At 66.6% G+C, this 22,930-nt stretch carries 28 protein-coding genes and 1 tRNA gene; 21 read left to right on the forward strand and 8 right to left on the reverse strand.

All coding sequences use genetic code 11. The annotated features are described in order from the left end of the window. Positions 1-207: 207 nt before the first annotated feature. Genes rplI through rpsF form a run of 3 tightly spaced genes read right to left on the reverse strand, consistent with a single transcriptional unit; the run spans position 208 to position 1,471 of the window. Complete coding sequence (gene rplI / locus ACP7CK_RS05245) at positions 208-792, reverse strand: 50S ribosomal protein L9 (protein ID WP_008261897.1); 585 nt, start codon at positions 790-792, stop codon at positions 208-210. A 1-nt stretch (position 793) separates the two neighbouring features. Beyond that, a complete protein-coding gene (gene rpsR / locus ACP7CK_RS05250) occupies positions 794-1,072 on the reverse strand; it encodes a 30S ribosomal protein S18 (RefSeq protein ID WP_008259463.1) in 279 nt (92 codons plus the stop codon). A gap of 12 nt (positions 1,073-1,084) precedes the next feature. After that, positions 1,085-1,471, reverse strand: coding sequence for a 30S ribosomal protein S6 (rpsF, locus tag ACP7CK_RS05255; protein WP_040349448.1), 387 nt, complete (start codon positions 1,469-1,471; stop codon positions 1,085-1,087). 374 nt (positions 1,472-1,845) lie between these two features. Between rpsF and ACP7CK_RS05260 the strand changes: the two genes are divergently transcribed. The 4 genes from ACP7CK_RS05260 to ACP7CK_RS05275 all read left to right on the forward strand — a co-directional run bounded on the left by ACP7CK_RS05260 (position 1,846) and on the right by ACP7CK_RS05275 (position 7,374). Then, complete coding sequence (locus ACP7CK_RS05260) at positions 1,846-3,438, forward strand: carboxyl transferase domain-containing protein (RefSeq protein ID WP_426025332.1); 1,593 nt, start codon at positions 1,846-1,848, stop codon at positions 3,436-3,438. A gap of 51 nt (positions 3,439-3,489) precedes the next feature. After that, entirely contained in the window at positions 3,490-4,389 is a 900-nt protein-coding gene (locus tag ACP7CK_RS05265; RefSeq protein WP_426025333.1) for an enoyl-CoA hydratase-related protein, read from the forward strand. 755 nt (positions 4,390-5,144) lie between these two features. Beyond that, positions 5,145-6,548, forward strand: a complete 1,404-nt coding sequence (locus ACP7CK_RS05270) for a Do family serine endopeptidase (RefSeq protein ID WP_426025334.1) — start codon at positions 5,145-5,147, stop codon at positions 6,546-6,548. Between the two features lie 88 nt (positions 6,549-6,636). Beyond that, positions 6,637-7,374 (forward strand): hypothetical protein, encoded by a 738-nt coding sequence (locus ACP7CK_RS05275; RefSeq protein WP_426025335.1) that lies wholly within the window; start codon positions 6,637-6,639, stop codon positions 7,372-7,374. A gap of 275 nt (positions 7,375-7,649) precedes the next feature. On the opposite strand, the gene ACP7CK_RS05280 is transcribed toward ACP7CK_RS05275, so the two are convergent. Beyond that, positions 7,650-8,072, reverse strand: coding sequence for a VOC family protein (locus ACP7CK_RS05280; protein ID WP_035308166.1), 423 nt, complete (start codon positions 8,070-8,072; stop codon positions 7,650-7,652). 70 nt (positions 8,073-8,142) lie between these two features. On the opposite strand from ACP7CK_RS05280, the gene ACP7CK_RS05285 reads away from it, so the two are divergent. Genes ACP7CK_RS05285 through ACP7CK_RS05295 form a run of 3 tightly spaced genes read left to right on the forward strand, consistent with a single transcriptional unit; the run spans position 8,143 to position 10,754 of the window. Beyond that, entirely contained in the window at positions 8,143-9,471 is a 1,329-nt protein-coding gene (locus ACP7CK_RS05285) for a replication-associated recombination protein A (RefSeq protein ID WP_426025336.1), read from the forward strand. A 16-nt stretch (positions 9,472-9,487) separates the two neighbouring features. Next, positions 9,488-10,213, forward strand: a complete 726-nt coding sequence (locus ACP7CK_RS05290) for an RluA family pseudouridine synthase (protein ID WP_426025337.1) — start codon at positions 9,488-9,490, stop codon at positions 10,211-10,213. A gap of 52 nt (positions 10,214-10,265) precedes the next feature. Further along, positions 10,266-10,754, forward strand: coding sequence for a CC0125/CC1285 family lipoprotein (locus ACP7CK_RS05295; protein ID WP_040349454.1), 489 nt, complete (start codon positions 10,266-10,268; stop codon positions 10,752-10,754). Here ACP7CK_RS05295 and ACP7CK_RS05300 read toward each other — a convergent pair whose 3' ends face one another. Next, entirely contained in the window at positions 10,755-11,951 is a 1,197-nt protein-coding gene (locus tag ACP7CK_RS05300) for a hypothetical protein (RefSeq protein ID WP_426025338.1), read from the reverse strand. Between the two features lie 144 nt (positions 11,952-12,095). Between ACP7CK_RS05300 and crcB the strand changes: the two genes are divergently transcribed. The 3 genes from crcB to ACP7CK_RS05315 are packed head-to-tail and all read left to right on the forward strand — an operon-like array spanning position 12,096 to position 14,274. Further along, positions 12,096-12,491 carry a fluoride efflux transporter CrcB gene (gene crcB, locus ACP7CK_RS05305; RefSeq protein WP_008263747.1) on the forward strand — a complete coding sequence of 132 codons (396 nt, stop codon included), beginning with the start codon at positions 12,096-12,098 and terminating at the stop codon, positions 12,489-12,491. Further along, a complete protein-coding gene (locus tag ACP7CK_RS05310; protein WP_154726448.1) occupies positions 12,488-13,513 on the forward strand; it encodes an RluA family pseudouridine synthase in 1,026 nt (341 codons plus the stop codon). The genes crcB and ACP7CK_RS05310 overlap by 4 nt, the downstream gene beginning before the upstream one ends. Further along, a complete protein-coding gene (locus ACP7CK_RS05315; RefSeq protein ID WP_426025339.1) occupies positions 13,510-14,274 on the forward strand; it encodes an ATP12 family chaperone protein in 765 nt (254 codons plus the stop codon). The genes ACP7CK_RS05310 and ACP7CK_RS05315 overlap by 4 nt, the downstream gene beginning before the upstream one ends. Here the strand turns inward: ACP7CK_RS05315 and ACP7CK_RS05320 are convergent. Next, a complete protein-coding gene (locus ACP7CK_RS05320) occupies positions 14,258-15,037 on the reverse strand; it encodes a pseudouridine synthase (protein WP_426025340.1) in 780 nt (259 codons plus the stop codon). The two genes, ACP7CK_RS05315 and ACP7CK_RS05320, sit on opposite strands and share 17 nt — an antisense overlap. A 366-nt stretch (positions 15,038-15,403) precedes the next feature. Here ACP7CK_RS05320 and ACP7CK_RS05325 point away from each other — a divergent pair, with 366 nt between their 5' ends. Continuing rightward, on the forward strand, positions 15,404-15,805 hold the full coding sequence (locus ACP7CK_RS05325; protein WP_035308171.1) for a hypothetical protein: 402 nt from the start codon (positions 15,404-15,406) through the stop codon (positions 15,803-15,805). Between the two features lie 2 nt (positions 15,806-15,807). Here the strand turns inward: ACP7CK_RS05325 and ACP7CK_RS05330 are convergent, their stop codons facing one another. Then, positions 15,808-16,440, reverse strand: a complete 633-nt coding sequence (locus tag ACP7CK_RS05330) for a DUF938 domain-containing protein (RefSeq protein ID WP_426025341.1) — start codon at positions 16,438-16,440, stop codon at positions 15,808-15,810. A gap of 101 nt (positions 16,441-16,541) precedes the next feature. Here ACP7CK_RS05330 and ACP7CK_RS05335 point away from each other — a divergent pair, with 101 nt between their 5' ends. The 7 genes from ACP7CK_RS05335 to rplA all read left to right on the forward strand — a co-directional run bounded on the left by ACP7CK_RS05335 (position 16,542) and on the right by rplA (position 20,673). Beyond that, positions 16,542-16,712 (forward strand): hypothetical protein, encoded by a 171-nt coding sequence (locus ACP7CK_RS05335; protein ID WP_426025342.1) that lies wholly within the window; start codon positions 16,542-16,544, stop codon positions 16,710-16,712. 95 nt (positions 16,713-16,807) lie between these two features. Further along, on the forward strand, positions 16,808-18,142 hold the full coding sequence (locus ACP7CK_RS05340; protein ID WP_196066388.1) for a hemolysin family protein: 1,335 nt from the start codon (positions 16,808-16,810) through the stop codon (positions 18,140-18,142). Between the two features lie 95 nt (positions 18,143-18,237). Then, positions 18,238-18,313: transfer RNA gene (locus ACP7CK_RS05345), tRNA-Trp, on the forward strand. A 70-nt stretch (positions 18,314-18,383) separates the two neighbouring features. Further along, on the forward strand, positions 18,384-18,683 hold the full coding sequence (gene secE / locus ACP7CK_RS05350; protein ID WP_008264085.1) for a preprotein translocase subunit SecE: 300 nt from the start codon (positions 18,384-18,386) through the stop codon (positions 18,681-18,683). Between the two features lie 13 nt (positions 18,684-18,696). Continuing rightward, the gene (gene nusG / locus ACP7CK_RS05355) at positions 18,697-19,272 is read left to right on the forward strand and encodes a transcription termination/antitermination protein NusG (protein WP_008264196.1); all 576 of its coding nucleotides are present in this window, start codon (positions 18,697-18,699) and stop codon (positions 19,270-19,272) included. 276 nt (positions 19,273-19,548) lie between these two features. Beyond that, complete coding sequence (gene rplK, locus ACP7CK_RS05360) at positions 19,549-19,980, forward strand: 50S ribosomal protein L11 (RefSeq protein WP_008259841.1); 432 nt, start codon at positions 19,549-19,551, stop codon at positions 19,978-19,980. Between the two features lie 3 nt (positions 19,981-19,983). Then, positions 19,984-20,673, forward strand: a complete 690-nt coding sequence (rplA, locus tag ACP7CK_RS05365) for a 50S ribosomal protein L1 (RefSeq protein ID WP_008260414.1) — start codon at positions 19,984-19,986, stop codon at positions 20,671-20,673. A 76-nt stretch (positions 20,674-20,749) separates the two neighbouring features. Here rplA and ACP7CK_RS05370 read toward each other — a convergent pair whose 3' ends face one another. Continuing rightward, on the reverse strand, positions 20,750-21,358 hold the full coding sequence (locus ACP7CK_RS05370) for an NAD(P)-dependent oxidoreductase (RefSeq protein WP_372704583.1): 609 nt from the start codon (positions 21,356-21,358) through the stop codon (positions 20,750-20,752). A gap of 68 nt (positions 21,359-21,426) precedes the next feature. Here ACP7CK_RS05370 and ACP7CK_RS05375 point away from each other — a divergent pair, with 68 nt between their 5' ends. The 3 genes from ACP7CK_RS05375 (at position 21,427) to ACP7CK_RS05385 (ending at position 22,928) form a co-directional block, all read left to right on the forward strand. Beyond that, the gene (locus ACP7CK_RS05375; RefSeq protein ID WP_426025343.1) at positions 21,427-21,819 is read left to right on the forward strand and encodes a winged helix-turn-helix transcriptional regulator; all 393 of its coding nucleotides are present in this window, start codon (positions 21,427-21,429) and stop codon (positions 21,817-21,819) included. Positions 21,820-21,893: 74 nt separating this feature from the next. Further along, on the forward strand, positions 21,894-22,343 hold the full coding sequence (locus ACP7CK_RS05380) for an NUDIX hydrolase (RefSeq protein ID WP_035308150.1): 450 nt from the start codon (positions 21,894-21,896) through the stop codon (positions 22,341-22,343). Between the two features lie 69 nt (positions 22,344-22,412). Then, positions 22,413-22,928: a DUF2059 domain-containing protein gene (locus ACP7CK_RS05385; RefSeq protein ID WP_426025344.1), complete on the forward strand. Its 516-nt coding sequence runs from the start codon at positions 22,413-22,415 to the stop codon at positions 22,926-22,928. Positions 22,929-22,930 lie beyond the last annotated feature (2 nt).

The raw sequence follows: 22,930 nt of genomic DNA on the forward strand, positions 1-22,930 counted from the left end.
GTTCACCGCTGTTTACGTCGGTCAAGAAAGGAGTTTGCGCAAACTCTCATCGCCGCCCCAAACCTTCGTGGCTGTTGCAAACTTGTCATGGATTGCGTGAAGGCGCGCCCGGCCTCCTGCCGAGGGCCCACGCAGCAAAAAGGGCGCGTTCCTTGCGGAACGCGCCCCTGATGTTTCCGGCGATCCGGCCTCGAAAGGCCGGCGGGATCAGGCTTCGTCGCCGAAGCCTTCCTGTTGACCGGCGCCGCCTTCGATCAGTTCCTGGGCCGATTGCTCGGCGGCCTGGCGCTCATCGTCGAACTGGCTGCGGATCACGTCCTCGCCCTTGGCTTGACGCTCGGCTTCATCCATCGAACGGGCGATGTTGATCTTGACCGATGCGCGGACCTCGGCGTGCAGGCGAACCGGCACTTCGTGGACGCCCAGGTTCTTGATCGCCGTGTTCAGGACGATTTGCGAACGCTCGACCTTGCCGCCTTCGGCCTGGATGGCCTCGGCGACGTCGCGGCCGGCGACCGAACCGTACAGGTGACCGGTTTCACCGGCCTGACGGATCATGATGTAGGTCTGGCCGTCGATCTTGTCGGCGACCTTCTGTGCATCGGCCTTGTTCTTCTCGTTGCGTTGCTCGATGGCGACGCGGTCGAGTTCGAACGCCTTCAGGTTGGCGGCGGTGGCCCGACGGGCCTTGTCGCGCGGCAGAAGGAAGTTACGGGCGAAGCCGTCCTTGACGGACACGACGTCGCCGATGGCGCCGAGATTCTCGACGCGTTCCAGCAGAACGACCTTCATCTTACTTCACCACATACGGCAGGAGGGCCAGATAGCGGGCGCGCTTGATGGCCTTGGCCAGTTCGCGTTGCTTCTTCTGGGAGACGGCGGTGATGCGCGAAGGCACGATCTTGCCGCGTTCGGAGACGTAACGCTGCAGCAGCTTCACGTCCTTGTAGTCGATCTTCGGCGCATTGGCGCCCGAGAACGGGCAGACCTTGCGGCGGCGATAGAAGGGGCGGCGGCCGGCGGCGCCGGAGCCGGCCGGGGCGCCCGGGGTCGGGGCGGTGGTGTCGGTCATGTTCCGGTTTCCTTATTCGGCGTCAGCGGCGGCGTCGTCGCGCGGGGTGCGCTCGCGCTCACGCTCGCGTTCACGCTCGCGGCGGGCCAGCAGCGGCGACAGTTCCAGGTCGAGTTCCTCGACGCGGACGGTCAGCCAGCGCAGCACGTCTTCGTTGATGCCCAGCTGACGCTCGACTTCGGCCATGGCGGCCGGAGGGGCGTCGACGGCCAGCAGCGAATAGTGAGCCTTGCGGTTCTTCTTCACGCGGTACGTCAGGTTGCGCAGACCCCAGTACTCGATCTTGGCGACGGAACCGCCACCTTGCACGATCAGGTCCTTGATGGTGTCGTTCAGCGCTTCGGCCTGCTGCGCCGAGATATCCTGGCGCGTCATGACCGTGTGCTCGTAAAGAGCCATGCGGTAGTCTCCCTTGTGGGCGTCGGCGTGGAAACGACCGGGTAAGTCGATCCCCACGATGGCTCCTGGCGCGGCGGCCGGACCGAACGTCCAACCCTTTGGTGTTCCACGACAGGACCGAAGCCCTGGAAAGGCGGGGCCTATAGGGGAAAAGGGGGCGATGCGCAACATTTCTCCCTCCCCCGCGGGGGAGGGTGGTCGAGCCGCAGGCGAGACCGGGTGGGGAGGGCGGGGCGACCCATCACAGATCTGTCCCGATTCCGGCAGTGCGCCCCTGCCGGGCCGCCCCCGCCCCGTCGCTGCGCGACGCCCCTCCCCGGAGCGGGGAGGGAGAATTCCTTGTGACGTCCCGCGACCCCGCCTAAACCAACCCCATGCCGAAGCTGACGTCAGCGGTCGATCCGCAAAGCCCCAAATACAAGTCCCTGCACGCGCACAACAGCGCCCTGGTCGCCGAACTGCGCGACCATGTGGCCCACGCCGCGCGCGGCGGGTCCGACAAGTCGCGCGAACGGCATGTGGCTCGAGGCAAGCTGCTGCCCCGCGACCGGGTCGAGCGTCTGCTGGATCCCGGCTCGCCCTTCCTGGAGATCGGCCAGCTGGCCGCCCACGCCATGTACGACGGCGAGGCCCCCGGCGCCGGCCTGATCACCGGAATCGGCCGCGTCTCGGGCCGCGAGGTGATGATCGTCGCCAACGACCCGACGGTGAAGGGCGGCGCCTACTTCCCCATGACGGTGAAGAAGCATCTGCGCGCCCAGGAGATCGCCGAGCAGAACCGCCTGCCCTGCGTCTATCTGGTCGATTCCGGCGGGGCCAACCTGCCGCACCAGGCCGAGGTCTTCCCCGACCGCGACCATTTCGGCCGCATCTTCTTCAACCAGGCCCGGATGAGCGCCAAGGGCGTCGCCCAGATCGCCTGTGTCATGGGCCTGTCCACCGCCGGCGGCGCCTATGTGCCGGCCATGTCGGACGAGACGATCATCGTGCGCAACCAGGGCGCCATCTTCCTGGCCGGCCCGCCCCTGGTGAAGGCCGCCACCGGCGAGGTCATTTCGGCCGAGGAACTGGGCGGCGCCGAGACTCACGGCCGTCGCTCGGGCGTGGTCGACCATGTGGCCGAGAATGACGAACATGCGCTGGAGATCGTCCGTTCCATCGTCGCCAATCTGAACACGACCAAGTCCGTGGACATGGACGTGCGCGAACCTCGCGCGCCGGCCTTTGCGGCCGAAGAGTTGTACGGCCTGATCCCCGACGACGTGCGCGCCCCCTATGATGTGCGCGAGGTCATCGCCCGCCTGGTGGACGGGTCCGAGTTCGACGAGTTCAAGAGCCTGTACGGCTCGACCCTGGTCTGCGGCTTCGCCCGCATCTGGGGCTATCCGGTCGCCATCCTGGCCAACAACGGCGTCATCTTCTCCGAAAGCGCCCAGAAGGGCGCCCACTTCATCGAACTGGCCTGCAAGCGCAAGATTCCGCTGCTGTTCCTGCAGAACATCTCGGGCTTCATGGTCGGCGGCAAATATGAGGCCGGCGGCATCGCCAAGGACGGCGCCAAGCTGGTGACCGCCGTCGCTTCGGCCGAGGTGCCCAAGTTCACCGTCCTGATCGGCGGCAGTTTCGGCGCCGGAAACTACGGCATGTGCGGCCGCGCCTATTCTCCGCGCTTCCTCTTCACCTGGCCCAACAGCCGGATCGGCGTGATGGGCGGGGAACAGGCAGCGTCGGTGCTGGCCACCGTCCACCGCGACGCCGAGACCTGGAGCGCGGAAGACGCCGAGGCCTTCAAGGCCCCGATCCGCCAGAAATACGAGGACGAAGGCAATCCCTATTACGCCACCGCCCGCCTGTGGGACGACGGCGTCATCGACCCGGCCCAGACCCGCGACGTCCTGGGCCTGGCCATTTCCGCCAGCCTGAACGCCCCGATCCCGGAGACCACGTTCGGCTTGTTCCGGATGTAACCTATTCTTCCGCCCCCCGTTGCAACGCGGACCCTCAGTTTGGAGATGACCATGGCCGATCAACCCACCGACGCCGACCTCAACGCCCTGGACGTCACCGACGCCGAGGAAGCCGAGATCAACCGCATCGCCCATCCGCTGCTGGCCGACGCCGCGCCGGACGCCAATGACGACCTGGTGCGGATCGACGCCACCAGCGACGGGGTGGTCTTCATCACCCTGGACCGGCCCGAGAAGAAGAACGCCTTCGACGCCGCCACCATCGCCGCCCTGCATGAGGCGTTCGAGACCCTGCACGGCGCCGACCACGTCCGCCTGGTCTTCATCCGCGGCGCGGGCGGCACCTTCAGCGCCGGGGCCGATCTGAACTGGATGCGCGACGCCGCCGACTGGTCCGAGGCCGACAATCGCGACGACGCCCTGGGTCTGGCCCGGATGCTGAAGGCCCTGCACGACGTCCCCGCCCTGACCGTCGCCCTGGTCGAGGGCGCCGCCATGGGCGGCGGGGCCGGCATCGTCGCCGCCTGCGACATGGCGGTGGCGGTCGAGGGCGCGCGCTTCGCCTTTTCCGAGGTCAAGCTGGGCCTGATCCCCGCGACCATCGCTCCCTATGTCATCGAGGCCATCGGCGCGCGGCGCGCGCGCCAGCTGTTCCTGACCGGCAACAGTTTCGACGCCGACTACGCCGCCCTCGCCGGTCTGATCGACCTGGTCCTGCCCGAGGGTTCGGTGGATGAGTTCGTCGCCATGCTGACCGACAGCCTCAGCGGCAACGCGCCCGGCGCCATGGGCGAGGCCAAACGCCTGGTCAACGACATCGCCGGCCACAAGATCGACAGCGGCCTCTTGGACGACACCGCCAAACGCATCGCCCGCGCCCGCGTCTCCCCCGAAGGCCAGGAAGGCGTTCGCGCCTTCCTGGACAAGCGCAAACCCGACTGGGCGGTTTAGGGGCAGGGCTAGGCTCACAGGCCCCCTCCGTCTCGCCGGCTTCGCCGGCGATCCACCTCCCCCAAGGGGGGAGGAATGCGAACACCGAAATCCTCCCCCCTTGGGGGAGGTGGCGCGGCGCAGAGCGCCGTGACGGAGGGGGCCCGAACGGGTCCAACTGTGACAATGACGCTGGTCTCACTCCAATGATTCCAACGGCTTGTCAGTTTCTCGCCCCGACTTCCCCGCCTGGGTTTCCCCGTCCCCTATAATCCTCCTCGGTCTCGTCGCTTGGAGGGCTCGTAAGGCCTGCGACCTTGCGGCGGCGGGAGCGGATGGAACGGGAGTGGGGGCGAAATCCCTCCGCGCCGGCGGCGTCTCAGGACGTCGCCGGAGGGTCGAGGGGGATACTCGGCCGCACTCGGGACGGTTCTTCGCAGGGACCGCCGACCCGTCGCAGGCTTATGGGGTTAGGCGATAAGACCGCCACCGCTCGGCGCCCCGAGCTTGCAGGCCAACCATTCGCGCGGAGCGTCAAACCTTCGTCGAAACGGTAAACACTAAACCAACCCCGGGCGAAGGCCCGGCGCCCCGCCCAGCCCTCCGCTTCCAAAGGGCCTCCAACTCCGCCGAAGGGACGGAGCGCCTCCGTTCGTCTGCACGACGCTGCGGGAACGGGCTGAAAGCTTGTCCGTTGATGTCGCGCCGACGCCTTGATCCGGCCCGAAACACGGTGCGGTATGGTGTGGCTTGAAGCCTGTTCTCCTCGGATGATTATGCAGACCCGATCGATCGTGCTCGTCGCCGCCCTGGCCCTGTCGGCCTGCGGCAACCCCAGCAATTCCAAGGCGCAGGAGGGCGAGTTCGCCCAGCCGACGCGCACCGCGCCCAGCGATGCGGCGGGGATGAAGTCCAGCTTCGCGCCGGTGGTGCGATCCGCCGCCCCGGCCGTGGTCAATATCTCGGCCCGCAGCGTCCAGCGGGTCCAGGCCGATCCCTTCTTCCAGTTCTTCGGCGGCGGCATTCCCCAGGCGCGGGTGGCGGAATCGGTCGGGTCGGGCGTGATCGTCCGCTCGGACGGGATCGTCGTCACCAACAACCACGTCATCGACGGCGCCCAGCAGATCAAGGTCGTGCTGAACGACCGGCGCGAGTTTCCCGCCACCGTCATCCTGGCCGACGAACGCAGCGACATCGCCGTGCTGCGGCTGGAGAACGTCAGCGACCGGCTGCCGGTCCTGGCCATCGACGATCAAGAGGAACAGCAGGTCGGCGATCTGGTCCTGGCCATCGGCAATCCGTTCGGCGTGGGCCAGACGGTGACCAACGGCATCATCTCGGCCCTGAACCGGACCGAGACCGGCATTTCCGACAGCGGCTCCTTCATCCAGACCGACGCGGCCATCAACCCCGGCAATTCGGGCGGGGCCCTGGTGGACATGGACGGCGACCTGATCGGCATCAACACCGCCATCTTCTCCCGCTCGGGCTCGTCCGCCGGGGTCGGCTTCGCCGTGCCCGCCGCCATGGTCAAGCGCGTGGTCGATTCGGCCCTGGGCGGCGCCAAGGCCGTAGTTCGTCCCTGGCTGGGCGTGAAGGGCGACACCGTCACCGGCGACATCGCCGGCAGCCTGGGCCTCAGCCGGCCGCAGGGACTGGTCGTCACCGACGTCTACGCCAACGGTCCCGCCGCCCGCGCCGGTCTGCGCCAGGGCGATGTGATCACCGCCGTGGACGGTCAGGAGATCAACGACCAGAACGGGCTGAACTATCGCGTCGGCTCGCGCAATCCGAACGACCAGGTCCAGGTCGCCATCCTGCGCGACGGCCGGCCCCAGACCCTGACCGCGCGGGTCCAGACCCTGCCCGGCGACGCCGACCCCCGCCAGGGCGTCGTGATCCAGTCCGGCCCCTTCGCCGGGGCCCAGGTCGTGGCCCTGAACCCGGCCCTGGCCGACCGCCTGGGCGGCGACCCGTTCGCCACGGGCGTCATCGTCACCGGCGTGTCGGGCCGGGGCTACGCCGCCCGCGCCGGCTTCCGCCAGAACGACCTGATCGTCAGCATCAACGGCCGCGCGATAGCTTCGGCGCGCGACGTCGAAGCCGCCGGCGCCGGCCGAGGGCCGTGGGAAATCGTGGTCAATCGCGGCGGGCGCCAGATTCGGGGCGTGTTGCGCTAAGAAGGCTTGCTCTGCGCTGTCCGCCGATTACCTTGGGTTGGCGACCTGCTCGCTGAGGTCGTGGCGAATTCAGGGGAAGGGGAGCGGCGTGAACCACGGGGTTGGTCTGACCTGCGCGATGGGACTGGCTCTCTCGCTTTTGAGCTTTGGAGGCGCCGAGGCCGCCTACCGTGACGATCTGTGCTATCAGGCCACGCCGGAGACATTTGTTCTGTCCGGGCCCATCGATGCGGCCATGACCGCCTGCGTCGAAAGCCGTTTCGCCCCTACGACAACCGAACTGATTCTGACCAGTCGTGGCGGCTCGGCGGATCAGGCGATGCGGATCGCCGAGGGGTTTGAGGGGCGGCGTCTGACCATGACGGTCAAGGAGGAGTGCAACTCCTCCTGCGCCAACTATTTCCTCCCTCTGGCGGGTCGGCTGATCGTTGAGCCGGGCGCGGTGATCGTGATCCACGGCGGTATTGATCCCAGCCTGATCTCGCGACAGTTGGTTCCGGACGGCGGAATGGCCGCTGCCGGGGTCGATCTCCAACCGATCGCGGAACGTCAGCGAGCCTTCGTTGCGCGTAACGGAATCAATCCCGGTTGGCTCATGTACCGAGAAGCCAACTCCTTGAGCGTCCAACGTCTGGACGGCGAACTGGCGAATGCCGATGCGCGCACCAAGGCCTGGCTGGTCGAGGAGACGATGGCGAAATCCTGCCTGCCGAATACGGTGGTCGAATACCGGACCGACCGGCGCGGCGAATGGCTCAGCGAATCCCGTCGGCGTGCCCTCCGGCGTCAGAATATCGCCCGCTCCAACACCGTAGTTTGCAACTGATGACGCTTGAGCTCAACGTTCTTGAAGTCGAGGCTGAGCCAAGCCGTCTGTTGTCGCAGCCATGAGCGAACCAACCGCCTTCGAGTTTTTCATTGCGGCGGTCGGCCTTGCGGTCTTCCTAGTCGCCGCCTGGAAACTTGCCTCCTGGTTCACCAGACGGGGCCAAATCATACGCCCTCTCACTCTGATGGATTCCCTCATGACAAAGACGGAGAAGGTCGCAGCCAAGAAGAAACGGGCGTTGGGGTCTTCTGAAAAGGACGTTTGACCTCCTCTCAGCTCCTCTTCGGTCCGCCGATCGACCAGGTGTGACCGAAGGGGTCGCGCAGGACGCCGTAGCGGTCGCCCCAGAACTGGTCGGCCATGTCCATGACCGGTTCGGCGCCGCCGACGGTCATGGCGCGGGTCCACCAGGCGTCAGGATCGAGGACCTGCAGGTGAAGCGTCACGCCGGCGGGTCGCACGTCCTGAACGCCGGTGTATTCCGGGAACTCGTCATTCAGCATCAGGCTGGCGCCGTTGATCTTCAGATGGGCGTGGATCAGTCGTTCGCCGTCGTCGGCCAGGCGGCGATCCAGCACCTCGGCCCCGAAGGCGATGACGTAGAAGTCGATGGCGGCCGAGGCCCCGCGCGACGGAATCGTCAGATGCGGGGTGAGGCCTGAGGTCGGACCTTGGTTCGGATGGGCGTCGGTCATGATGAATCTCTGAGGCGCTGAACCATACTAACGGGTGAAAACCGCTTTAGGCACGACTACATAGGTCGCAATGACCGACCTGTTCGAAGCCTCCGGCATATTGCCGCCCGACGCCCCCCTGGCCGACCGTCTGCGTCCGCGCACGCTGGATGAGGTGGTGGGCCAGGATCATCTGCTCGGCCCCGGCGGGCCGATCCGTCGGATGATCGAGGCGGGGCGTCTGGGCTCGATGATCCTGTGGGGGCCGCCCGGCACCGGCAAGACCACCATCGCCCGGCTGCTGGCCCAGGCGGCGGGCTATGAATACCAGTCGATCAGCGCCGTCTTTTCCGGAGTCGCCGACCTGAAGAAGGCGTTCGAGGCGGCGCGGATGCGGCGGGCGGCGGGGCAGAGCACCCTGTTGTTCGTCGATGAGATCCACCGCTTCAACCGCGCCCAGCAGGACGGCTTCCTGCCCTTCGTCGAGGCCGGGGTCGTCACCCTGGTCGGGGCCACCACTGAGAACCCCAGTTTTGAGCTGAACGGGGCGCTGCTGTCGCGGTCGCAGGTCTATGTGCTGAAGCGGCTGGACGATGCGGCGCTGGATCAACTGTTGAGCCGCGCCGAGGCCCATATGGAAAGAGGCCTGCCGCTGTCGCCGGAAGCGCGTCAGGCCATGCTGGCCCTCGCCGACGGCGACGGGCGCTATCTGCTGACCATGTCGGAGGTGCTGTTCAACCTGCCCGCCGGCGAAACCTTGGATGTTCAGGGGCTGGCCGGTGTGCTGCAGCGCCGCGCGCCCGCCTATGACAAGAGCCGGGAAGAGCATTACAACCTGATCTCCGCCCTGCATAAATCGGTGCGCGGGTCGGACCCGGACGCGGCCCTGTACTGGCTGGCGCGGATGCTGAACGGGGGCGAGGATCCGCTGTATCTGGCGCGGCGGATCGTGCGGATGGCGGTCGAGGACATCGGCGAGGCGGACCCCCTGTCGATCCTGGTCGCCAATGCGGCCAAGGACACTTACGACTTCCTGGGCAGCCCCGAGGGCGAACTGGCCCTGGCCCAGGCCGTGGTCCACCTGGCCACTGCGCCGAAGTCGGTGGGGGTGTACGAAGCCTTCAAGGCGGCCAGGAAAGCGGCCTATGAGACGGGGTCGCTGACGCCCCCCGCCCATATCCGCAACGCCCCGACCAAGCTGATGAAGTCGTTGGGTTACGGCAAGGGCTACCAGTACGACCCGGACACGCCCGAGGGATTCTCGGGCGCCAACTTCTTCCCCGACGAGATGGAACGCCGCACCTTCTACAAGCCCAAGGGCGAGGGGCATGAGGAGAAGGTCAAGGCGCGGCTGGAGCGCTGGGCCGAGATGCGGGCGCGGCTGGCGAAAGATGCGGCGGTGGACGGGGCGGGGGACTGACCTCTAGAAGCCCCCGATGACCACCCGCCAACCCGTCGCCCTGTCCGAGGATGAGATCGCCGCCGTCCGTTCGTGGGTGATCCATGAGGACGCTCATGTGATCGCCTTTTCAAAGCCGTCCGGCCTGTCCAGCCAGGGCGGGCGGATCCAGGCCCATACGCTGGACGATCTGCTGTGGGCCTTCGCCCGGTCCAACGGCAAGCGGCCGGAACTGGTGCATCGGCTGGACCGCGACACCTCGGGCGTGATCCTGGCGGCCAAGACCAAGCCGGCGGCGGGCTTCCTGGGCAAGGCGCTGCAGATGCGGCGGTTCCGCAAACAGTACCTGGCCTTGCTGTCCGCCGCGCCGGAGGCGGCGTCCGGGACCATCGACGCCCCGCTGCGGCGCGAGGAGATCGGGCGCGAGTCCTATATGCGGGTCGTCGCCTTCGACGCGCCCGGCGCCCAGGGCTCGCAGAGCCGATATCGGACCCTGGCCGCCAACGACCAGGGGGCGGTGGTCGAGCTGGAGCCGCTGACGGGGCGGATGCACCAGCTGCGGGTCCATATGGCCCATCTGGGTCGGCCGCTGATCGGGGATGTTCGCTATGGCGGGGCGTTGACGACAGAGGTTGGGCCGGCGCCGCGCCTGATGCTGCACGCCTCGAAACTGAGCTTTCCTCATCCCGAAGGCGGGACGACCACGGTGGAGGCGCCGCCGCCGGCCGATTTCGCGGGTTTGCGTTCGGCCTTGGGCCTCTAGACGGAACGCTCCGGCTCAAGCAACGCTATCTCCGTCAAAGGGAGACAACGCCATGAAGCGCCTCGCCATTCTCAGCCTCGCCGCCTCGACCCTGGCCCTGGCCGCCTGCGCCAGCCTGGCCCCCTACGGCGCCCAGCGCGCGCCGGGCGGGCAGGGCTATTCGGAGCAGAGGATCGAATCCAACCGTTACCGTGTCACCTACAACGGCGTCGGGGCGCCGGGCGCGGTCGCCGACTATGCGCTGGTGCGGGCCGCCGATCTGACCACGGACCAGGGCTATGACTGGTTCGAAGTGACCCAGAGCTGGACCGACGGCCGTCCCGGCGGCGCGGGCGGCGTGCGGCCCAGCGTCTCCATCGGCGGCGGATCCAGCCGATACGGCGGCTATTCGGCCTCGGGCGTCGGCGTGGGGTTGGGCCTGAACTTCAGCGGCCCCAGCCCGACCTCGACCTCGCTGGAGATCATCATGGGGCGGGGTCCAAAGCCCGACCGTCCGAACGCCTATGACGCCCGATCGGTCCAGGCCTCCATCCCGCGCTGATCAGCGCCCTCGCGTCAGGGCACGGTATTCGACCAGCCGTTCCTTGTCGCGTCGCACCTGGTCGCCGACGGTGTTGTCCACGTCCAGCGACGCGTAGCGGACCCAGCCCTCGGCCCCCAGCTTGTCCTGGATCGCTTGGGCAGGCGTCTGCCAGCGGAAATAGGACAACCAGGTCACGCCGCATGCCAGCAGGACGGCGATGATCTGAAGGATGCGGAAGCCGATCTCGTTGGCCGCCGGGGCGGGGAAGAAGATGAAGAAGACTAGCCAGATCACCAGCACGGCGGGCGTGGTGATCCGCCCGAACCAGCGCATCCAGTAGCGTTCCCGCCGCACGCGCCACAGCTCCATCTGGATGAACTTCTCCAGATACTCCATCCGCGCCCCGATCCACATGACCAGCCGGGTCAGATAGAGGGCGCGCTGACCCCAGGCCTTGCCGTCCATCTGGTAGGTGGTCTCGGCCTGGTCCGACAGGGCGCGGGCGTTGGTGAACAGGTTCTGCAACTCCCGCGTCCGCTGCACGATCTCGCGCGACAGCTCGTAGGAGTCGTTCTCCAGCCGGAACCGGTACTGGATGAACAGTATGGTCGAGACGCCGAAGAAGATCCCGCCCGTGACGAGCATGGCCAGGAGGCCCAGGCCCAGACCGGCCGGTTGCCCGCCGGCCCAGTCCGCGAACAGGGTCGGTCCCATTTCGGCCAGGACGGCGAAGGCGATCAGGGCCAGCACCTGGGTCAGCCGCTTGACGCCGACATGGACGCACAGGGCGCGGAAGATGCGTCGGCCATAGGCGTGAACCCGACCGCGGATGTCGCGGTCCGCCGGGAACCGTTCCTCGATCTGGCGCGCGAACAGGACGTGGAAACGGTCCGGCTTCTTCTCGTTCTCCCAGAAGGGAAAGATATCGAGCGGCTGGTTGAAATAGAGGTCGATATTCCCCGATATCTTGGCGATCGAGGCGTCGTCCAGGGTGAAATAGTCGCTCTCCTGAATGGGGCGCAGCACGCCTTCGTCGGACACGGCCGGGGTGTCGGTAGGCGTCGGGTTCGGCGGCGCGGCGCGCGCCGTCTCGGGCGCATCGGCGGGGGCCAGATCGTGCGGCTGTTCGACCGACTGCGGTTCGGGTTCCGGGGAGGGCGGCGGCGACGTCATGGTCGGCGCGATCACCGGGTTCTGGCTGTCTTCCTGCGACATGACGTGGTTTCCCCCAACCCGCTGACGGTTCGTCTCGGATATCGCCGTTAACCCTGTCGCAGGGCAAGTGAAGTTTCAGTCAGACGGCCACGAACGCGCAGGATGCTTCGCTTTCGGCCAAGGCGGCGTATATAGCGCCGGATCATGACACGGTTTCTTCTCGTCGCCGCCGGGGGCGCGCTCGGTTCGATGGCGCGCTATGGCCTCGTCCTCTTGATGTCCCGGCTGACGCCCGGCGCCGGCTGGCCGCTGGCGACCTTTACGGCCAATGTGCTGGGCGGTCTGGCTATGGGGCTGCTGGTCGGCTGGCTGGCCTTCAGGGGCGACGCGCACCAGGAGACGATCCGCCTGTTCGCCGCCGTCGGCGTGCTGGGCGGGTTCACCACCTTCTCGACCTATTCGCTTGAGGCGGCGCTGATGCTGGAACGTCGCGACTACGGATTGGCTGCGGCCTATATCGTCGGTTCGGTGGTCCTGGCCGTCGTCGCCTTGTTTATCGGCATGGTGGTCGCCCGCCGCGCCTTCGGAGCCGCCATTTGACCGACCAGCCGCCCATCGAGGACGCGCCCAAGCGCGAAGTCCTGACCATCTATGTGGCCGAGGACGAGGACGGCATCCGCCTGGACCGCTGGTTCCGGCGCCGTTGGCCGCATCTGTCGAACATCCAGGTGCAGAAGATGGCCCGCAGCGGCCAGATCCGCGTGGACGGCGCCCGCATCAAGCCGGAAGGCCGCCTGACCGCCGGCGCCGCCGTGCGCGTGCCGCCGATCCCGGACGACACCTCGCGTCAGGCCGGGGATCTGCACACCCTGTCGGAACGCGACATCGCCTTCGCCAAGTCGCTGGTCCTCTATGAGGACGACATGGTCATCGCCATCAACAAGCCGCACGGCCTGGCGGTTCAGGGCGGCACCAAGACCAGCCGCCACGTCGACCGCCTACTGTCGGCCTGGGGGGAGGGGATGGATCGTCCGCGCCTGGTCCACCGCCTGGACCGCGACACCTCGGGCGTCCTCCTGTTGGGCAAGGGGCCGGAGGCGGCCAAGCGTCTGGCCGGCGCCTTCGCTCGTCGTCAGGCCAAGAAGACCTACTGGGCCATCGTCATCGGCAATCCAAAACCCTATTCGGGCCAGATCGACATGCCGTTGAAGAAGACCGGCATCAACGACTTCGAGATGATGCGCCCGGCCGAGCGCAAGGACCCCAAGGCCGAGCCGGCCGAGACGGCCTTCAGCACGATTTCCCGCGCCTCGCACCGCGCCTCATGGATGGCCCTGCGGCCCTTCACCGGCCGGACCCACCAACTGCGCGCCCATATGGCCGGGATCGGCCACCCGATCCTGGGCGATCCCAAATACGGGGATGAGAAATCCAGGGAGTTGTCCGGCCCGCTGAAGCTGCAACTCCACGCCCGCAGCATCGAGCTGGATCACCCGCGCGGCGGCCTGCTGAAGGTCACGGCGCCCCTGAGCCCCGAAATGAAAGCCGGCTTCGCCCACTTCGGCTTTTCCGAGGACGAGGCTGAGGACGATCCCTTCCTGGGCGTGAAGAGAATTCGATGAGCCATATCCCCCCGCTCGATCCCATGGTCGCCGCCCGCAAGGGGTTCCGCGAAACGCAGGAGACGGTGCGTCGCTTCTGGACCGCCGTGTCGGTCGGGCCGCACGCAGAAGGCGGCTGGGCGGTGCTGCTGGACGGACGGACGCCCAAGACGCCGGCCAAAACGCCGTTGGTGCTGCCGACGGAGGCCGCCGCGCAGTTGGTCGCCGAGGAATGGGCTGCGCAGGGTGAGATCGTCGAGCCGTCGACCATGCCCGCGACCCGGCTGGCCTCAACCGCCATCGACCGCATCGGCCAGGCGCGTGAGCCGGTGGCGGAAGAGATCGCCGCCTACGCCGGGTCGGACGTGGTCTGCTATCTGGCCGAACATCCGACGCCGCTGGTCGAGCGCCAGCGCCGTGAATGGGGGCCGTGGCGCGATTGGGCGGCCCGCGAGATGGGGGTGGCTCTGGAGCCAGTCGCGGGCATCGTGCATAGGCCCCAGTCGCCCGACGCCATCGCGCGGGTGAAGGCGCACGCGATGGCGATGGACGATTTCCGCCTGACGGGCCTTGCGACCGCCGTGCCGCTGCTCGGGTCGGCGGTGCTGGCCTTGGCCGTCGAGCAGGGCGCGCTGGCAGGCGGCGCGGCGTTTGAACTGTCGCGGATCGACGAACTGTTTCAGGAGGAGCAGTGGGGCGTGGACGCGGAAGCCGCCGAACGCACCCAGGCCCGCCGCGCCGAGGCGGAACTATTGGACCGGTGGTTCAGGACGTTGGACTAGCCGTCGAGGCGGCGATGAGCGCGGCGCGTTCCTGATCGGTCAGGTGACGCCAGCGACCTTCGGGCAGGTCGCCTATCTCCAGCGGGCCGATGCGGATACGGTACAGGTCGACGACCTCAAGCCCGACCAATTCGCACATGCGGCGGATCTGGCGATACTTGCCCTCCGTCAGGACGAAGCGCAGGCGCTGGGGCTCGATCTGGGTGACGCGGGCGGGCTTGAGCGGCTTGTCGTTCAGCACCAGGCCGTGGCGCAGGCGGCTGAGCTTGGCTTCGGTGATAACGCCGTCGACGACGACCAGATATTCCTTGTCCAGTTCGGACGCCGGCCCGATCACCGCCTTGGCCACGACGCCGTCCGACGACAGCAGCAGCAGGCCGCGGGAGTCTTCGTCCAGCCGGCCGATGGGGGGCAGGGAGGCGTCGCGGGCGGGGGTCTCGCCCTCGCCGATGCGGTTGGGGGTCTTCAGCAGGCGCACGGCGGGAATCTTGCCCGGATCCGGCTGGCCCGAAACGTAGCCGACCGGCTTGTGCAGAACCAGGGTCATGCCCGAGGCCAGGGCTTGCTGGGCCGTGTCGTTCAGCGTCAGCGTCTGGCCCGGCTCGATCTTGCGGCCGGCGTCGCTGATGGTCTCGCCGTCGATGGAGACCAGGCCTTCGGCGATCAGGCTCTCGGCTTCGCGGCGCGAACAGACGCCGGTCTGGCCCAGCCATTTGTTTACGCGGACGGGTTCGTCGCCGTCATAGGTGCGGGTGAAGGCCATCGGATTCCGTCGCTCAATCAATGCCGCTGTCTAGGGCCGGGCGCCGATGCGAGCAAGCGGGTCAAGGCCGTCAGGATCACTCTGCGCACATGCGGGGGTGTCCAAGGTTGATCCTGCCGGATTTTTCACTATATCAGGCAGCATTCCACAAACGATCCAGAGTGCGGGACGACCATGGTCGGACCCGTCGATTTTCGTTTTTCTGGTTCTTCGTGTCGATGGTTCGGCGGCCTTTGTCGCAGAATCTCGATGTTTATTGAAACCCTAGAAGGAGACGTCTTGTACGCTCAAAGCAAATCTTCCGCCGGACCCCGTCGCACTGGTTACAACCGTCCCGTTCCGACCCGGCTGCGCATGGGACTGGTGATGCGACGTGACATGGAATTCGGCGAACTGGGCGACGTCGAAGGGGCGCTGCGGGCTGAAGGCGTGGGCCTGGCGCCCATCTCGACCGGCGACGCCAGCCTGATCACCGGCGGCGTGACCGTTCTGGCGACGGCGACGGCGACCGACATCGTCGAGGGGCGTCTGAAAGGCCTGGTCGTGCCCGGCGGGTCGCAGGATGAGGCCGGCCTGGCCGCCGTGCGATCGCTGATCGACCTGGCCCGCGCCCATGATCTGCTGGTCATCGCCTTCGCCGACGGCGTCGCCGTTGCGGCCGAAAGCTTCGGCGTGACGGTCGAGGCCCAGGGCGCCCTGTTCAAGGACGGCAAGACGACCTTGCTGAACGAGCGCGCCCAGCTGTCGGCCGCCATCGGCGCGCTCTGAAATCAGACGCTTCTGAACAGCAGGGTCAGGTTGTTCGACGGCATCGGAGCCCGGCGCGTGGCCGCAAGGCCATGCGACCGGGCCAGAGCCTCTACCGCGGCGCGGTCCCGCAGGCCCCAGGCCGGGTTTCGCGCCTTCAGACTCTCGTCGAAGGTCGCGTTCGAGGCCGCCAGCGGAACCTCGGCCTCTCGATAGGGGCCATATAGAACCAGCAGACCGCCGGGGCGTCGCAGGACGCGACCGGCCAGATCCATCAGCCCCTCGGTCGCCGACCAGGGGCTGATGTGCGTCATGTTCGCACAATAGACGACGTCGAACCGATCTTGCGGCCAGGTCGCCGGATCGGCGGCGTCCACCGACAGGGGCGGGCGCAGGTTCGACGGGCCGGCCTGTCGCCAGGCCGTGAGGCTGTCGCGCGCCTGGGGGCTGGGATCGCTGGGCGTCCAATCCAGACCGGACAGGGCCGAGGCGAAGGCCAGGGCGTGGTCGCCCGATCCGGCCGCAATCTCCAGCACCCGCCCCCGCGCCGGCAGATGCGTCTGCAACACGTCCAGGATGAAGGCGGCGTTGCGCTGGGCCGCAGGCGACGACAGGGCGCCCGCAGGCAAGGCGTCGAGGTGGTCCAGGGTCTGCATGGCTTTCTCTTAGACGTCCGGCACGGGGAAGGGGAAGAAAGTCAGGGTGCGGTTTTCCCCTGAGCGGGGCGCCGGCTTGCCGGAAAGTTAAGTGATCGTTTATGTCCGTCGTCGACGTTAAGCGATTGGCAACCACGATGCGACGCGCAATTCATATCGGACTGTTCATCGGCACCGTGCTCGGCCTGTGCGCCTGCGCGTCGCAATATGACGCGAACGGACGCCCGGTTTCCGGCGCCTATGGCTCGGTCGAGGCCGGCCGGGCGGGCTGACACGCAAGGAAAGCGTGGCGCAAAGCGCCGCCGTGCTCTAGTGTCTTTGCGCGGACGCCGTCTGTTGCGCCGCGTTGGTCTCCAAAAACCCCTAGATGTTACTCATCGCTATTGTCGTCGTTCTGCTCCTGGTGGTGCTCAACGGCCTGTTCGCCATGACCGAGCTGGCGGTCGTTTCCTCCCGGAGATCCAAGCTTCAAAGCCGGGCGGAGAAGGGGGATCGCGGGGCGCGCAAGGCGCTGAAACTGGCCGAGGAGCCGACCCAGTTCCTGTCGGCGGTCCAGGTCGGCATCACCCTGATCGGCATTCTGGCCGGCGCCTACGGCCAGGCGACCATCGCAGGCGAATTGGACCGGATCCTCGAGACCAGTTTCCCGGCGCTGGCCGCCTATACCGAAATCTTCTCCACGGCCCTGGTCGTGGTCTGCATCACCTATATCTCGCTGATCGTCGGCGAACTGGTGCCCAAGCGTCTGGCCCTGATCTTCCCCGAGACCATCGCGGCCAAGATGGCGCCGCCGATCTCGACCCTCGCGATCGTGCTGAAACCCTTCGTGCTGCTGCTGACGGCCTCGACCTCGGGCATCCTTAAACTTCTCGGCGTCAAGGATCGCGATGGCTCGGACGTCACCCAGGAAGAGGTCGCGACCATCCTGGCTGAAGGGACCTCGGCCGGTCTGATCGAGCCCGAAGAACAGGTGATGATCGAGGAAATCCTGCGTCTGGGCGACCGCCCGGTCCGGGTGGCCATGACGCCGCGCCACGACGTCTTCTGGATCGCCCTGGACGATCCCGAATCGGTGCTGCGCGAGGAAATCCGCACCTGTCCGTATTCGCGCATCGTGGTGGCGCGCGAGAGCGACGTCGATAATCCACTGGGCGTGGTCCACAAGAAGGACCTGCTGGACGCCTTGCTGACCGACGGACGGTTCGACATCGAACCCCTGGTGGCCGAACCGGCCTTCATCCCCCAGTCGACCTCGGTGCTGAAGGCGCTTGAGATCCTGAAAGGGTCCAAGGTCCACATGGCCTTCATTGTCGATGAGTTCGGCGCCTTCGAAGGCGTTGTCACGGCGACCGACATCCTGGAAATGATCGCCGGCGACTTCAACGAGGGTCACGACGAGGAACAGGCCTGGATCCATCAGCGTGCTGACGGCAGCTGGCTGGTCGACGGCCAGACGGACCTGGACGATCTGGCTGACACCCTGGGCGAGGACTTCGGCGAACACGACGGCTTCCACACGGTCGCCGGCCTGATTCTGCACCAGCTGTCGCGCGTGCCGGATGAGGGCGAGGTGGTGCAGGTCGGCCGATTCGAGGTCGAGGTCGTCGATATGGACGACCGCCGCATCGACAAGCTGATCTTCAAGGAACTGATCCAGGCCCAGGACGAGCGGGCCGCCATTGCGGCGCATCTGGAAGACTAGTCACAAGTGTCACATCGCCCTTGAAATGCGGGGCGGTGTCGGGCATACGCCCCCCTCTGGCGAACGCACGGACCCGAGGGTTCGCGCGATTGTCTAGGAGTTTAGCTCAGCTGGTAGAGCACCGGTCTCCAAAACCGGGGGTCGTGGGTTCGAGTCCCCCAACTCCTGCCAATCCCCCCTGTCGCTTCCGGATGGGACTTCCCATCTGGGGCGACAGGAACAATTGTGTGAAGAGCAACTGATGGCCAAGGCCAAATCTCCCGGCAAGCGGCCCCAGGCGGGCGCAAAGCCCCAGACTGCTGCGGCCGCCGCCGCCATCACCATCGATGCGCCCGCGCCCAAGAAGCCGCGCACCAGCCCCAGCGACTTCTACAAGCAGGTCATGGCGGAGGGCCGCAAGATCGTGTGGCCCAGCCGCAAGGAGACCTGGATTACCTCGGTGATGGTCTTCATCATGGTGGTCATCGCCGCGATCTTCTTCTGGGTGGTCGACACCGGTCTCGGTTTCGCCTTCCGCTACATCATCGCTCTCGGATCCTGAGAAAGACGCGCCCATGACCGATGCAGCGCCCGCAAAGCCCGCCAATCCCCGCCACAAGTGGTATATCGTCAACGCCTATTCGAACTTCGAAAAGAAGGTCGCCGAACAGGTGCGTGATCAGGCCAAGCAGCAGGGCCTGGAAGACGCCTTCTCCGAAATCCTGGTTCCGACCGAGGACGTCGTCGAGATCCGTCGTGGGCGCAAGGTGAACTCGGAACGCAAATTCTTCCCCGGCTATGTGCTGGTGAAGATGGAAATGACCGACCAAGCCTATCACCTGGTCAAGAACACGCCGAAGGTCACGGGCTTCCTGGGCGCCGCCGGCGGCACCAAGCCCCTGCCGGTCTCGGAACGTGAAGTTCAGAACATCATCGGCCAGGTGGAAGAGGGCGTCGAACGTCCGAAGCCCACCATCCGCTTCGACATCGGCGAGAAGGTCAAGGTCATCGACGGCCCGTTCGCCAGCTTCGACGGTTCGGTCGAGAGCGTGGACGAGGAACAGGCCCGCCTGCGCGTCGCCGTGTCCATCTTCGGCCGCGCCACGCCGGTCGAGCTGGAATACGCTCAGGTGGAGAAGGTCGCCGGCTGACGCTCAGGCGCCTGTCGAGATTTGAAGCCGCGTCCGAAAGGGCGCGGCTTTTTTCGTTTCGCCTCCCCATGCGCGGAGGCGCCTGTCCTCCCCATTGGCCTTCGCCGACGGGGAGGTGACGCCGCCCGTTTGCCTTTCCGTCCCCCCTCTGTTACACGCGCGCCTTCGCTCGACAGGCCTCGGCTCGTGGAGCGTCAAATCCGTGGGAGGCAGCCATGCCGCACCACGGCTCACCGGCCCGCCGTTAAGTCGTCGGGTCATTCATAGGAGAGACCAATGGCCAAGAAGATTCTCGGCTATATCAAGCTGCAAGTGCCGGCCGGTTCGGCCACGCCCTCGCCCCCGATCGGCCCGGCTCTGGGTCAACGCGGCGTGAACATCATGGGCTTCTGCAAGGAGTTCAACGCGCGGACCGAGAAGGAAGCCAAGGGCACCCCGCTTCCGACCGTCATCACCGTCTATCAGGACAAGTCGTTCACCTTCATCACCAAGACGCCGCCGGCGACCTGGTACCTGAAGCAGGCCACGGGCCTGAAGTCGGGTTCGAAGCTGGTCGGCCGTGAAGTCGCCGGCAAGATCACGCAGGCGCAACTGCGCGAGATCGCCGAAAAGAAGATGAAGGATCTTAACGCCAACGACCTCGACGCGGCGGCCAAGATCATCGAAGGCTCCGCCCGCGCGATGGGCCTCGAAGTGGTGGAGGGCTAAACCATGGCCAAGCAAACCAAGGCTCAAAAGGCCCGCACCGGCGTCACCCAAGACCTGCTGCCGTTCACCGACGCCATCAAGCTGGCCAAGGAAAACGCCAAGTCGAAGTTCGACGAATCCCTTGAGATCGCCGTCAACTTGGGCGTCGATCCGCGTCACGCCGACCAACAGGTCCGTGGCGTTGTGAACCTGCCGTCGGGTACGGGCCGTGACGTTCGCGTCGCCGTCTTCGCCAAGGACGCCAAGGCCGCCGAAGCCACCGCAGCCGGCGCTGAACACGTCGGCGCCGAAGATCTGTACGAAAAGATCGCCGGCGGCTTCATGGAGTTCGACCGCGTGATCGCGTCGCCGGACATGATGGCCCTGGTCGGCCGTCTGGGTAAGGTGCTGGGCCCGCGCGGCCTGATGCCGAACCCGAAGGTCGGCACCGTGACCCCGAACGTCGCCCAGGCCGTCAAGGACGCCAAGGGCGGCGCCGTCGAGTTCCGCGTCGAGAAGGCGGGCATCGTCCACGCCGGCATCGGCAAGGTCTCGTTCACCCAGGACGCCCTGGAAGCCAACGTGAAGGCCATCGTGGACGCCCTGGTGCGTTCCAAGCCGGCCGGCGCCAAGGGCACCTATGTGAAGCGCATCAGCCTGTCTTCGACGATGGGCCCGGGCTTCAAGGTCGATCCGGCCTCGCTGGGCGCCTAAGCGCTCGACGTTCCAGAATGATGAAGGCCCCGGAGAGCGATCTCCGGGGCCTTTTTCTTGATCGGTGTCTGTCGCGTCAGTAGGCGGCGGTGAACCGGGCGCGGCTGTGTTTGTGCTGTTCCAGTTCGTCCACCATGGCGATGGCGTAATCCGCGAAGCTGATCTTGCTCTCGCCCTTGTCGTCGGTGATCAACTGGTCCCCGCCCGTTCGGAAGGCCCCCAGACGCGGCCCCTCCTCGATCAGGGCAGGCGGAGAGAAGAAGGTCCAATCGATCTGGGTCTCGCCGCGCAGATCGTCCAGGAAGGCGACGCCGGGCAGGGCGTAGGGCTTGAACGCCTCGGGGAAGTCCGGGGTGTCGATCAGACGCACGCCCGGCGCGACCTCCAGACTGCCTGCGCCGCCCGTGACCAGCAGTCGGGGCACGCCGGCGGCCTTCAAGGCGGACAGCAGGGTTTCGGCCGTGACGTCATGATGCAGGGCGCTGATCACTGCGTCTGAGCCCTTGATGATCTCCGCCAGGGCGGCGGAGTCGGAGGCGTCGCCCGCGACCGGGGTGACGCCGGACAGGGCAGGGATGGCCTCGGGCTTGCGCGCGACGGCGACGACGGCATGACCGCGCGCGGCCAGTTCTTTGGTGATTTCCGAGCCGGCGCGACCGCTGGCGCCGAGGACTGCGACTTTCATGGATGATCTCCTGTGGTATCCAACGGATACCAGGTGTTATAAAGTGCAGCATGTCACAAGAAGGCACTTTGCTCTCATCTGGTCACCTGACGGAAACCCGTCCGCCTGACGTCTATTCCGCCGCCTGCCCGACGCGGCAGCTGCTGGACCGAGTCGCCGACAAGTGGACGACGCTGGTTCTGACGCTGCTGCGGGACGAACCGATGCGGTTCAACGCCTTGCGTCGGCGTGTCGAGGGCGTTTCGCAGAAGATGCTGAGCCAGACTGTCCGCCAGCTTGAGCGGGACGGACTGGTCACCCGCACGGTGACGCCGACCGTGCCGGTCTCTGTCTCCTACGCCCTGACGCCGCTGGGCGGCACACTGGTCGATGCGCTCCAGGCCATGATCGATTGGGCCGAGGACAATATGGCCGAGGTCAGCAAGGCTCAGGCCGCCTATGATGAAAGGCGGCTCGGCTGAACTTTCCGGACGCGGAGCGGTTGACGGAGCGACGTAAACCGCGTTTTGCAAGCCGCGCCGGACGGGGATAGAGAATGGCCAAAGCCGCGAAACGCACAGGCCGGTCGGAAACGCGTCAGGTCGCCGCCCTGCCGTGGCGACTCGGTGAGGCGGGTCTGGAAATCCTGATGATCACATCGCGCGAAACGCGGCGCTGGGTCATTCCCAAGGGCGGTCGTATGGCCGGAAAGACCGACGCCGAAGCGGCTGCCCAGGAAGCGCTGGAGGAGGCGGGCGTTCGTGGTCCCATAGGCGACGCGACCATCGGTCATTTCCGCTATGCCAAGATCGTTCGCAGCGGTGATCTGAGACGCCATGTCGTCGCCGTCTATCCGATGGAGGTGGTGCTGCAACTGGGCGATTGGCCCGAGGCGCACCAGCGCGATCGGCGCTGGATGACGCCTGAGGCGGCGGCGGACAGCGTTCACGAAGCCGACCTCGCCCTGCTGATCCGCGACTTCGCCGCCACGCCACCGAGCGATTGAGCAACCGAAAGGCGATTCCCTCTGGCCACCTGCACGCCGTGCTCGGATAAGAAGGGCGAGGGGGACGATATGCGTATCATTGGGCTTTTGACGGTCGCGGCTCTGTTTGGCCTGTTCGCGGTCGGACCTGTCGCAGCGCAGGATCGCGGCCTGGCTCAGCGGACGGCGTTGGCGGAGCGGGTAATTCGACTCTCAGCCGGGCCGAACTTCACCAAGGTCATGGAGGCGATGATCGCGGACCAACTGGCCAAGGCGGACACGGAGGGGCAGGGCGCCGAAGAGGCGGCTTGGCTGCGGAGTAACGCGCCGCGCATGCTGACCGCCATGGTCGATGACATGATGGCGGACATGGTCCCCCACTACGCGTCGACGTTCACAGTGGAAGAACTCGAGGCCCAGATCGCCTTCTATGACAGTCCCGTAGGCCGCCAGGTCGCGACGAAGACGCTTCAGCTAAGCGCGGTGATGAACGAGATCACTATGGAACATCTGACGGCCTTCATCGAAGAGTTGATGACCAAATATTGCGCCCAATTCGACTGCGAGACGGGTGGCCAAACAGGGCGCAAGTCCGGGCGCCGGTAAGC

This window comes from Brevundimonas sp. TSRC1-1 (assembly GCF_049898245.1).
GTDB lineage: Bacteria > Pseudomonadota > Alphaproteobacteria > Caulobacterales > Caulobacteraceae > Brevundimonas > Brevundimonas mediterranea_A.